This is a genomic window from Marinobacter sp. CP1, assembly GCF_001266795.1.
Lineage (GTDB): Bacteria > Pseudomonadota > Gammaproteobacteria > Pseudomonadales > Oleiphilaceae > Marinobacter > Marinobacter flavimaris.
Genome location: NZ_CP011929.1, coordinates 2,952,259 through 2,964,133 on the forward strand (window position 1 = coordinate 2,952,259; position 11,875 = coordinate 2,964,133).

10 protein-coding genes are annotated in these 11,875 nt (G+C 56.0%); 8 read left to right on the forward strand and 2 right to left on the reverse strand.

Features of this window, described 5'->3' with window-relative positions:
* Positions 1-6: 6 nt before the first annotated feature.
* On the forward strand, positions 7-3,192 hold the full coding sequence (locus ACP86_RS13610) for a type I restriction endonuclease subunit R (RefSeq protein WP_053114407.1): 3,186 nt from the start codon (positions 7-9) through the stop codon (positions 3,190-3,192).
* A gap of 37 nt (positions 3,193-3,229) precedes the next feature.
* On the opposite strand, the gene ACP86_RS23710 is transcribed toward ACP86_RS13610, so the two are convergent.
* Positions 3,230-3,769, reverse strand: a complete 540-nt coding sequence (locus ACP86_RS23710) for an ImmA/IrrE family metallo-endopeptidase (RefSeq protein WP_082220563.1) — start codon at positions 3,767-3,769, stop codon at positions 3,230-3,232.
* 368 nt (positions 3,770-4,137) lie between these two features.
* On the opposite strand from ACP86_RS23710, the gene istA reads away from it, so the two are divergent.
* The 7 genes from istA to ACP86_RS13645 all read left to right on the forward strand — a co-directional run bounded on the left by istA (position 4,138) and on the right by ACP86_RS13645 (position 11,245).
* Positions 4,138-5,682, forward strand: a complete 1,545-nt coding sequence (gene istA, locus ACP86_RS13615) for an IS21 family transposase (protein WP_318256802.1) — start codon at positions 4,138-4,140, stop codon at positions 5,680-5,682.
* A gap of 14 nt (positions 5,683-5,696) precedes the next feature.
* Positions 5,697-6,452, forward strand: coding sequence for an IS21-like element helper ATPase IstB (istB, locus tag ACP86_RS13620; RefSeq protein WP_011784510.1), 756 nt, complete (start codon positions 5,697-5,699; stop codon positions 6,450-6,452).
* 372 nt (positions 6,453-6,824) lie between these two features.
* Complete coding sequence (gene phnC / locus ACP86_RS13625; protein ID WP_376788054.1) at positions 6,825-7,670, forward strand: phosphonate ABC transporter ATP-binding protein; 846 nt, start codon at positions 6,825-6,827, stop codon at positions 7,668-7,670.
* Entirely contained in the window at positions 7,667-8,530 is an 864-nt protein-coding gene (gene phnD, locus ACP86_RS13630; protein WP_026949876.1) for a phosphate/phosphite/phosphonate ABC transporter substrate-binding protein, read from the forward strand. Before phnC ends, phnD begins: the two co-directional genes overlap by 4 nt.
* 10 nt (positions 8,531-8,540) lie before the next feature.
* Positions 8,541-9,371, forward strand: a complete 831-nt coding sequence (phnE, locus tag ACP86_RS13635; protein ID WP_053114411.1) for a phosphonate ABC transporter, permease protein PhnE — start codon at positions 8,541-8,543, stop codon at positions 9,369-9,371.
* A gap of 9 nt (positions 9,372-9,380) precedes the next feature.
* Positions 9,381-10,391: a phosphonate dehydrogenase gene (locus ACP86_RS13640; protein ID WP_053114412.1), complete on the forward strand. Its 1,011-nt coding sequence runs from the start codon at positions 9,381-9,383 to the stop codon at positions 10,389-10,391.
* Positions 10,385-11,245, forward strand: coding sequence for a LysR family transcriptional regulator (locus tag ACP86_RS13645; RefSeq protein ID WP_011783503.1), 861 nt, complete (start codon positions 10,385-10,387; stop codon positions 11,243-11,245). Before ACP86_RS13640 ends, ACP86_RS13645 begins: the two co-directional genes overlap by 7 nt.
* Here ACP86_RS13645 and ACP86_RS22170 read toward each other — a convergent pair.
* On the reverse strand, positions 11,160-11,651 hold the full coding sequence (locus ACP86_RS22170) for a reverse transcriptase domain-containing protein (RefSeq protein WP_094182553.1): 492 nt from the start codon (positions 11,649-11,651) through the stop codon (positions 11,160-11,162). The two genes, ACP86_RS13645 and ACP86_RS22170, sit on opposite strands and share 86 nt — an antisense overlap.
* Positions 11,652-11,875 lie beyond the last annotated feature (224 nt).

Below are 11,875 nucleotides of genomic sequence, written 5' to 3' on the forward strand. Positions count from 1 at the left end.
GTAGTCATGGCTGACAGCCGAGAGAGAGCATTCCAAAACGACATCATTACGACCCTGAGCGACCAGGGCTGGCTGGTAGGCAAGGCGTCGGACTACGACAAGGTGCAAGCTCTGTATCCGGAAGACCTGATCGGTTACTTCCAGAAGGCTTGGCCAGATCGTTGGGAAAAGTTCTGTAAGGGCAACCCGCAGAACCCGGAACAAGTGCTCATCCAGAAAACGGTTCGGGAGCTGGAAAAGAAAGGCACGCTCGATGTGCTGCGCCATGGCTTCAAAGTACCGGGTGTAAAGGTCGATCTCTGCAGCTTCAAGCCGGATCACGGCATGAACCCAGACACGGAGCGCCGATACAACGCCAACCGGTTACGTGTGGTCGAGGAAGTCTCCTATTCGCCTCATGCCCGCACCGGTGACTACAATCCCCGTCTCGACCTGGTGCTCTTCGTGAACGGGATTCCGACGGCGACACTGGAGCTCAAAAGCGAGTTCAAGCAGACCGTGGAACACGCCAAGCGCCAGTACAAAAAGGATCGCCCGGTAAAGGATCCGGTTACACGTAAGCCGGAGCCATTGTTGACGTTCAAGCGTGGGGCATTGGTCCATTTCGCGGTCAGCCAGGACGAGGTGGCGATGACCACCCGGCTGAATGGAAAGGACACGTTCTTCCTGCCGTTTAACCGAGGCACGGCTGATGGTGGTGCCGGGAATCCCCGCGCCGAGGATGAGGGTAGCTACGCCACGGCTTACCTATGGGAGCAGCTGTTCCAGAAAGACGCCTGGCTTAAGGTCCTTGGCCGTTTTCTGCACCTGGAAAAGAAAACCGAAGAAGATTTCCATGGCAACCGGAAGACCAAGGAAACCCTGATTTTCCCCCGGTACCACCAGTGGGACGTGGTCAACCATCTGATTCAGACGACCCGCGAAGAAGGTGCCGGCAAGCGCTACCTCATCCAGCACAGTGCGGGCTCCGGCAAATCCAACTCCATTGCCTGGGCGGCCCATCAGCTGGCGCAGCTCTACGATAACGAGGGCAATAAGCTGTTCAGCTCGGTCATCGTCGTGACCGACCGAACGGTGCTGGATAGCCAGCTTCAGGACACCATCTACCAGTTTGAGCACGCTCAGGGCGTGGTTCGACCCATCAATCGTGATTTGGGCAACCAGAGTAAATCGGAGCAGCTGGCTGAAGCTCTGGCCGAGCAGACCCGTATCATCATTGTGACCATCCAGACCTTCCCGGCGTTGTTCGATGCGCTGGAGAAGTATCCCAAACTGGCGTCCGGACGGTACGCCGTCATTGCGGACGAGGCTCACTCTTCGCAAACTGGCTCTTCCGCAACCAAGCTGAAGGCCATCCTGGGTGGTGATTTACCTGAAGGAGAGGAAATCAGTGCAGAAGAGCTGCTGGATGCTGCCGTCTCTGCGCGAAAGCCTAGTCAGGACATCAGCTACTACGCTTTTACCGCGACGCCTAAGGCCAAAACCATTGAGCTGTTTGGCCGTGAGCCGGATCCGTCACAGCCTCGAAGTGAGTCCAATAAGCCTGAGCCTTTCCATGTGTACTCCATGAGACAGGCCATCGAAGAGGGTTTCATTATCGATGTACTACGGCGCTACACCACCTATGCCGTCGCCTGGAAGCTGGCTCACCCGGACGCAGAGGACGATGAGGTCGACTCCAAGAAGGCCCGAACCACACTGGCCAAGTGGGTGCGCCTGCACCCTTATAACATCAGCCAGAAGGTTGAGGTGATCGTAGAGCACTTCCGCGAGAATGTCCGGCACCTGCTGGATGGCCAGGCCAAGGCCATGGTGGTGACCAGCAGTCGGCAGGAGGCCGTGCGTTACCAGCTGGCCTTGCAGCAGTATATCCAGGACAAGGGCTATCAGGACGTTCACCCCCTGGTGGCCTTCTCCGGAAGTCTGCCACCCGATGACGTGATCCCGGAAGAAGTCACCGAAACCAGCAGCCTTTTGAACCCAGGCTTGAATGGCCGCGATCACGCCAAGGCGTTCGAGACGGACGAGTACAACGTGATGCTGGTGGCCAATAAATACCAGACGGGCTTTGACCAGCCGAAGCTGTGCGCCATGTACGTGGACAAGAAGCTCAAGGGTGTGGAGTGCGTTCAGACACTCTCACGGCTGAACCGGCTGTTCCCGGGCAAAGAAACCTTCATCCTGGATTTCATCAACGATGCTCAGGACATCCTCGACTCCTTCCTGCCGTACTACAACAAGGCTGAACTGACCGGGGTTTCTGACGCCCAGGTGGTTTATGACATCCAGGAAGCTCTGGATGCCGAGCAGGTGTACCACTGGGACGAAGTAGAAGCCTTTGCGCGGGCGTTCTTCGATCCCAAAGCAGAATCCTCCAAGCTCAGCTATTACTGCCAACCGGCCCGGGAGCGCTTCAACAAGCGGTACAAGCTGCTTCACGACGAGCGAGCACAGGTCCGAGCGGCCCGGAAACAGGCTGAGGCTGATGGGAATACCATTGGTCTGAAGCAGGCCGACGCATCTTTGAAGGAGATTGACGAAGGTCTGGATCAGCTCGATCTGTTCAAGAAAAACCTTGGAAGTTTTGTTCGGACCTACGAGTTCCTGTCCCAGATCGTATTTTTTGAGGATTCAGAGCTCGAGCAGTTGTGTGTTTTTTCAAAACACCTGTTACCACTGCTGCGCCAGGAGGTTTTGGACGATGATGAAATTGATATCTCAGAGCTAGCACTGAGTCATTACCGAATCACCAAGCGAAAGGAGCATGAGCTGCGATTAGAGGGGGAGGATGACCCGGACGGCTTGGATCCGATTACAGGTGTTGGCACCGGAAAACCTCATGATATAGAGATGAAGCGCCTCTCCGAAATCATCGAAAAGTTAAATGACATCTTCGGTGCTGAAGTCAGTGATGAAGACCAGCTGCACTTTGCCAATGGCATTGCTGATCGGGTTCGCCGGGATGAAGCAGTGATGGCACAGGTAAACAGCCATTCAACGGATCAAGTGATGCATGGGCTGTTTCCGAAGCGGCTTACCGATTTGGTTCTGGATTCGATGACGGATCACGAAAAGCTGTCGATGGAAATTTTGGATAATGAAGATAATCAAAAAGCTTTCGCACTTTTGATACTGAGGCTGTTAACGGAACAGCGCCGAGAGATTATGAGCTGGGTAACCCCTGATCCTTAATATTGAAGAAACGATTTAATGCGTAAGCTTGGCACCTTTAGGGCATATCTCCAAAGAACTCTCCTTGAATGAACAAGAGGGTTTTAGCATAAGCTGTTAAGGACACTGCTGACAGGGTAATTTCCCACCCTGATGGACAAAGGGTGGGTTGATCCTGAGATGTTAATGTGACTCCTTCGTATGACAGCCGCACTGGATTTAATTTGGTCCCTCGAGCCGCAAAAAAACTGTGGAAGTGGGGGTTACTCCAGCCCCAGAGAATACGATTACAACTGTCTACCATCACAATAGCACATGGTTTAAATGATACCTCCACAAGTCTGCAAGCAGTTGCTGTCAAACTAGTGTGATATCGGGCAGCGAGACTAGCGGCCAGCTCAAGGTTGAAAATTTTCGCGTTAACCACCTGTCCCCGAATATCCGAAGTTGGCATTAACAAGTTTGAGGCAAAAACATTCGCCTCTCGCTCAATATCTATCCCGTGGGGCGGACCGCCCAGATTCTCTATATCTTCTGCGGAACAGCGTATTTCTTTACGGTCTTTGTGTAGGCAATAATGGCCAAGCTCGTGGCCAATGGTGAAGTTTTTTGCCCACGCTTAAGGCCACACCTTGAATTGCTGCCCGTTTCCAGATCCACCCCACCATAGTCAGCACCTGGAAGCGCGACCTATTGGAGAGCGCGTCCGACCTCCTCGAAGGCAAGAGTATAGTTGCATATTCCGGCCCATCGTGACCGCCCATTCCGTTTGAACGTGACCGCCTGTTCCGGGCGATCGTGACCGCTCATTCCGTTTTATCGTGACCGATTTCGGGTAGTTTTCCGGAATCGCCGGTCACGATGCCGGAATCACCGGTCACGTTCCTCCGGAATCCCTGCCAACACGCTGGAATTCTTCAACTTTATCCGGCATACCCCTTCCTTTTTCATCACGAGGAAGGGCAGATGCCGGCAGCGAGGATTTCCATGCGACAAATCATCGAGGTCTTGCGCCTCAAGTACGAAGCGGGCCTGAGCCACGAACGCATTGCCCGTGCCTGCGGGCTCTCCAAGGGCGTGGTCGGCAAGTACGTCAGCCTGGCCACCGCGCAGGGCATCACCTGGCCGTTGCCGGAAGGCACGGATGAAGCACGGTTAGAGGCCCAGCTGTTCCCGGCCAAGACGCCGCGCGAACGCTTTGCCGAGCCCGACTACTTCCAGGTCCATCAGGAACTGAAGACCAAGGGCGTGACCCTGCAACTGCTCTGGGCTGAGTACGTAGAGCGCCACGGCGACAAGGCTCGCCGGTACAGCCAGTTCTGCCATCACTACCGGCTCTGGCGCGGCCGGCAGCGACGCAGCATGCGTCAGGTCCACCGGGCCGGTGAAAAGATCTTTATCGATTACTGCGGCCCCACCGTGCCGGTGGTGGACCGCAGCACTGGCGAGATGCGCAAGGCCCAGGTCTTTGTGGCCGTGCTGGGTGCGTCCAGCTATACCTTCGCCGAGGCCACCTGGAGCCAGAGCCTCCCGGACTGGGTCGCCTCCCATCAGCGCATGCTGGCGTTCTACGGTGGCGTGCCGGAACTGCTGGTTCCGGACAATCTCAAGGCAGCGGTCACCAAGGCAGACCGATACACGCCCCAGATCAACGAGACCTATGCGGAACTGGCCGCCCATTACCAGACGGCAGTCTTACCGGCACGCCCCTACAAGCCCAAGGACAAAGCGAAGGCCGAAGCCGCTGTGCTGCTGGTTGAACGCTGGATCCTGGCCCGGTTGCGGCACCGAACGTTCTTCTCACTGGCCGAGCTGAACGCAGCCATCGCCGGACTGCTACCGGCGCTGAACCAGCGCCGGTTCCAGGGGCGTTCCGAGAGCCGCCAGAGTCTGTTCGAAACGCTGGACCGACCCGCACTGAAGCCACTGCCGGCAACGCCCTACGTTTATGCCGAGTGGCGTAAGGCACGACCGGGCATCGACTACCACATTGAGATCGACAAACGGCTGTACAGCGTGCCTCACGCTCTCGTGGGCGTGAAGCTGGATGTACGGGTGACCGACACCGCCGTGGAAGTCATGCACAAGGGCCAGCGGGTGGCGTTGCATCCCCGCCACGGCAAGAGCCGCTTCGTCACCCTGACCGAGCACATGCCCAAATCCCACCAGGCCCATCAGAACTGGTCTCCCGGACGGTTCCTGAACTGGGCCGCGGACATCGGCCCCGCCACGCTCGACGTGGTGCAGCGACAGCTCAAGGATCGCCCCCATCCCGAACATGGCTACCGGGCCTGCCTGGGGCTGTTGAACCTGAGTCGACGTTACAGCCGTGACCGGCTGGAGCAAGCCTGTGCCCGGGCGCTGTCCATCAACTCGGCCAGCTACCAGAGCATCACCTCGATCCTGAAGCAGGGCCTGGATCAGCTTCCCCTGACACTGACCGAGGAAGAACCGGAACTGGCCGATCTGCCCGTTCACACCAACGTTCGTGGCCCCCACTACTACCACTGATCCCGGAGACACTGATGTTGACTCAAAACACTCTCGACACCCTGCGCCAGCTCAAGCTGACCGGCATGTGCGATGCCCTGGAACAACAGCGGGCGCAGCCTGACACCCACGACCTGGCGTTCGAGGAGCGTCTTGCCCTGCTGGTAGATCGCGAAGTGCTGCACCGCGAAAACCGGCGACTGGAGCGGCTGCTCAAGGCCGCCCGGTTGCGTGTGCCGGCCTGCATTGAAGATATCGACTACCATCACCCGAGAGGGCTGGAGCGCTCCCGCATGGCCGGACTGGCCAGCTGTGACTGGATCCGCCAATCCCTGAACCTGTGCATCACCGGGCCCACCGGGTGCGGTAAGACCTGGCTGGCATGCGCCCTGGGCAACCAGGCCTGCCGGCAAGGCCTCTCAGTTCGCTACCTGCGGGTACCGCGTCTGTTCGAACAACTACGCATCGCCCATGGCGATGGCAGCTATGCCCGGCTGATGAACCAGTTGCTAAAAACCGACCTGCTGATCCTGGATGACTGGGGCATGCAGAAGGTAACCGCGCAACAGCGACAGGACCTGATGGAAGTGATCGAAGACCGGCACGGCAGGGGTTCAACTCTCATTGCCAGCCAGTTACCCACGGAGCATTGGCACGATTACATCGGCTCCGCCACGCTCGCCGACGCCATCCTGGACCGGCTCCTGCACGGCGCTCACCGGCTCAATCTGAAGGGGGAATCACTGCGAAAAGCAAAAACACAAAAGACGGAATCTGTTGACCCATCGTGACCGCTCAGAGTACAAAATCGACTCCAGCGTGATGGCCGTGTGCAAATCGGTCACGATCCCCGGAATGACCGGTCACGTTCGCCGGAATACGCAATAGTCGGTAAGCAATTCGATGAACTCAGCACGGACGAACTGTACCGTGAGATTCGCCGACTGACGGTGGAACGCAATTTTTGTTGCTTAAGCTCCTGGGTGGCTCGTTCCACTTTGGCTGAGCTCCATGTATTTCACAGAGCCCTTCGGAAAATCCTTGCGAACCAAAAGCACTTCATCAACCTGTCACGTCAGTGACACGACAGTGTCATCCCTCAGCTTTACCGTTCAATTGTAACTCGCAATACGGCGAGCTTATTTATTGCAAAAGGTGATCCTGTGGCCCCAACTCAATCAACCAATGTGATGCTTCGAGTCGAGAGTATGGGCGTAACCTACCCGGGAAACGTCCTCGCGCTCAAACCCACCAACGTTCACTTTCACAAGGGCGAATTCACCGTGCTACTGGGACTTTCAGGCGCGGGTAAATCCACTCTGCTTCGTTCACTGAATCACCTGGTTAAGCCCACAACCGGGAAGGTTGTGTCTGGCGAGTTTGGTGAACTGACCAACCGTAGAATCCTGCGACAGCACCGCAGCCGCACCGCCATGGTGTTCCAGCATCACCAGCTGATCGAACGATACACCGCGTTACAGAATGTGCTGACAGGCAGACTTGCGTATCACGGTACTTGGCGAAGCCTGCTTCCCCTGCCCCGGCAGGACCTGGAGTTGGCTCTGCAATGCCTCGACCGCGTAGGTCTGGCTGACAAAGCGCTTTCCCGAGTAGATCAGTTGTCCGGCGGCCAGCAGCAGCGGGTTGGAATCGCCAGAGCATTGGTGCAGCAACCATCCATGATTCTTGCCGATGAGCCCGTTGCCAGCCTGGATCCGGCCACTTCTGAAAAGGTACTCGGCCTACTGCGCGATATTTGTCAGGAAGATGGAATCACCGCGGTTATTTCCTTGCACCAATTGGAATACGCCCAGCGTTTTGCAGACCGGATCATCGGCCTTTCGAACGCTCATATCGTTTTTGACGATGCTCCTGAAAACCTGAAATCGAAACACCTGGACGAGATTTACCACCGTTCACCCAGCGTGGTAGCTGCGGAAGGCAAACCAGCCATCCATAAACCTAAGACCACCCTGATAACGACAGACGTACTGGAGATAGCACAATGAAGACAATGATTCACTCTTTGCTGGCTCTGATAATGATGCTCGGCATCCATTGGTCAGCCCATGCCGCAGATACAGACCCTGATCTTTTGAAAGTTGCCTTGCTGCCGGATGAGAACGCGTCAGAACTGATCAAGCGAAACCAACCTTTGAAGGATTACCTGGAAACCACTCTTGGTAAGGAAGTAGAACTGATTGTTACCACCGATTACTCCTCCATGATCGAAGCCATGCGTTTTGGCCGAATTGACCTGGCTTACTTTGGTCCGTTGTCCTATGTGATGGCCAAGAGTAAGAGTGACATTGAACCCTTTGCCGCCATGGTGGTAGACGGGAAGCCGACTTATCGCTCCATCATTATTGCCAATGCAGACTCTGGCGTTGGCTCCTTCGCGGATATCAAAGGCAAGAAAATGGCCTACGGTGACCGCGCATCCACTTCCAGCCACCTGATCCCCAAGACCGTACTCCTTGAGAAGGCAGAGCTCGAAGCCGGAAAGGACTATGAGGCTCATTTCGTCGGTAGCCATGACGCTGTTGCGGTTAACGTCGCCAATGGCAATGCCGACGCCGGAGGGTTGTCCGAAGTTATCTTCGAGCATGTGATGGACCGCGGCTTGATTGATCGGAGCAAGGTCAAGGTGCTGGGCTACAGCGGTGACTTTCCTCAATACCCCTGGGCCCTGCGTTCGAACCTGGCCCCTGAGCTGAAGAGCAACATTCAGAAAGCCTTTCTGCAGATCGATGACCCGGAGATTCTCGACAACCTGAAGGCTGAGGGATTCGCGGCAATTACCGACGAAGATTACGATGTCATCCGCGCTATGGGTGGCCTGCTCAATCTTGATTTCGCAAAAATGTGAGGAGTGCCCCATGAGCTATACAACGACGGAACCGGCGACTCTGTCGCCGGCCCCGTCGGCCTCCGTGCTGGATGAGCACGCGAAAGGCTGGCGGAAAAAACTCGGACAGTCGCTGTTAGTGCTGCTCATCATTTTTGTCGCAAGTTGGTACGTAGGGCTGCTCAATTTCAATACACTTGCCAATGGCGTGCCAGCCATAGGCACACTCATTGGCGAATCTCTTCCACCTGACTTCACCAATGTGGCCAGCTGGGTGTCGCCGTTAATCGACACGCTTGCGATGAGCATTGCCGGTACTGCCATTGCAGTAACCTTGTCTGTGCCACTGGCATTCCTGGCTGCGCGCAACACCTCTCCACATCCGGTGGTGTTCCAAGTAACTCGAACCCTTTTAAACGGTTTGCGTTCAGTCCCGGAACTAATCATGGGCATCATCTTCGTGGCTGCTGTTGGTTTTGGGGCGTTGCCTGGCGTACTGGCGCTCGGTCTTCACTCCATTGGCATGGTTGGAAAGTTTTTTGCCGAAGCGATTGAGCATGTAGATGAGGCGCCAGTGGAAGCGGCCGATGCTGCCGGCGCTACTCGCTTGCAGGTGCTCTATCACGCCGTGCTGCCACAAGTACTTCCTCAGTTCGCGGACGTGTCCATTTATCGCTGGGAATACAATTTCCGTGCCTCGACCGTAATGGGCATGGTGGGTGCCGGTGGTATTGGCTTCGAATTGATGGGCTCGCTGAGAATCATGCAGTATCAGGAAGTCAGCGCCATTCTCATTGTCATCTTGTTGATGGTCACCGTCGTGGACAGTCTCAGTGGCCGCCTTCGTAAGAAATTCAAATAAGGAGCGTCGATGAAACCCAAGGTTGTGATAACCCATAAGGTCCATGACAGTGTTCTGGATGAACTTGCCCAAGATTGCGAGCTGGTCACCAACCAATCCGGCGCCACGTTGCCCCAGGAGGAAGTGGCTGCGCGCGTTGCAGACGCTGATGCGATGATGGCGTTCATGCCAGACCGAGTTGGAGTGGACTTCCTACAGGGGTGTCCGCGCTTGAAGGTGATTGGTGCAGCCCTGAAAGGCTATGACAACTTTGATGTGGATGCCTGCACGCGTCATGGGGTTTGGCTGACATTTGTACCGGATTTGCTAACCGTGCCTACTGCAGAGCTAACGGTCGGGCTGACGATCAGTCTCACCCGACAAGTCAAGGCGGCGGACCACTTCGTTCGATCCGGTGAATTTACTGGCTGGACACCACGCTTCTATGGGCAGGGGATCGAAGGCTCACGGATTGGTATTGTGGGTATGGGGGCCATCGGCCAAGCGGTGGCGCAGCGCCTGAACGGATGGGGAGCGGATTTAATCTATTCCCAGCCGGAACGTTTACCCGTGCAGCATGAGCAGGCACTGGGTTTGTCCCATACTCCCCTCAAGATGCTGCTGGCCCAGTCAGATATTGTGATCCTGGCACTGGCGCTCAATGAGCAAACCCTCCACACCATTAATCGCGAAACGCTAACAGGAATGAAACCGGGCGCATTCCTTATCAATCCCTGCCGTGGATCTGTGGTGGATGAGGGTAGTGTTCTGCAAGCGCTTCAATCCGGTCAGTTGGGGGGGTACGCCGCTGATGTGTTTGAGATGGAAGATTGGGCGAGAGAAGATCGTCCGAGGGAGATCGCCCAGGGGCTCAGGGCCCACCCCAACACGCTGTTTACTGCTCACATCGGATCGGCAGTCAGCCAGGTGCGTCTGGCTATCGAGCAACGCGCTGCTCGGAACATTCTGCAAGTGCTTCGGGGTGAGCGGCCGGGTGATGCGATCAATGATCCCAGTGGCCGCGAGAGCGGCCCATGCTGAATCTTGTCTGGCTGAAGAGTTTCGTGGCGGTGCTGGACCACAACGGGTTTCAGGCCGCAGCCCGCCAGTTGGACATCGCACAACCCACACTGTCCCAGCACCTTCAAAAACTCGAAAACCAACTTGGCGTTTTATTGGTCCACAGGGGGCGCTCTGGCTGTGAGCCAACCCGGGCTGCCTTAACCTTGTTGCCTTTTGCCCGAAGTCTGCTCCGGCTGGAGGAGCAGGCGAGATCTTCCATTATGGAGGCTCGACTTCGCGTTGGGGCGAGCTCCAATATTGGGATTTATATGCTCCAGCCCTACATCCGTCGTTACAAGGAGCTGGGCGTAGGGCCCGAGGTGGATGTGGTAATAGATTCCAATCCGACTATTGCACGGCATTTATCGGACGGTGAGCTGGACGTGGCGATTATGGAGTGGTGGCATGATCTACCCGGATTCCATGCTCAGGCGTGGCGTAACGAGCCCGTTGTTCTAATCGTTCCGCCTGGTCACCCGTTAGCCCGTCGAACCGATATCGACCGCGATACGCTGTCTAACATGGCTCTGATCGGCGGCGAACCCGGCACCGGCACTGGCCGGCTTTTGGCGACCTACTTCGGTGAGCATGGGCCATTTCCGACGGTATCTATGCAGCTGGGTAGCACCGAAGCCGTCAAGCAAGCGGTTAAGGTCGGACTTGGCGCATCGTTGGTGCTTGAAAGTTCTGTACGGGAGGAGGTCCAAAATGGAAGTCTGGTGGCTATTCCCGTGAGTGAGCCTGGCCTTAGCAAGGAGCTGATGGTGATTTATCCGAGCAGCCTGGACAAACACAGGCCAGTATACTCGTTTGTTGGGCATCTCTGTGAATAGCTATTGGGTCCACCTCACGCATATCTAGCTGGGAATGCAGATACTGAGCCTCACGCTCACTTCGACAACGCAGTATTCCGTCATCTGCATATCGGCAGAATGGGATATCCGGATGACGAACGGTCAGCCAACGATCCAATGCATAATGCAGAAACAGGTTTGCCAGAACTGGCGATAACGGGCCACCTTGTGGTGTGCCAACGTTCCGTCGTTCCTGCTTACCATCTTTCGTCTGCATCGGTGCCGTTAGCCAGCGCCTCACATACAGCAGCACCCAGGATTCAGAGCAATGGTGGTCAAGAGCCTTGAGCAATAGCTCATGATCAATATGATCAAACAAGCCACGGATGTCATACTCCAGCACCCAGTCCCTTTCCCAGCACCGCTTTCGCGTGTTTGCGCCCATTTCCGGGGTTGGCCAAACCGCTAAATGAGGACGATGCCGAGGGCATCCCTCGGCATCGCTAGAATCTTTTCATTGATGTGAGGTGACGCATGTCCAAAAAATACCGAAGCGCTGTAACGGGCCGTTATGTAACCGAGACCTTTGCCAAGAAACACCCACGGGAAACCGTCGGTGAAAAGAGTAAATCGCCTCGGAAGAAAAAATAACGAAACCGGCACAAGGAC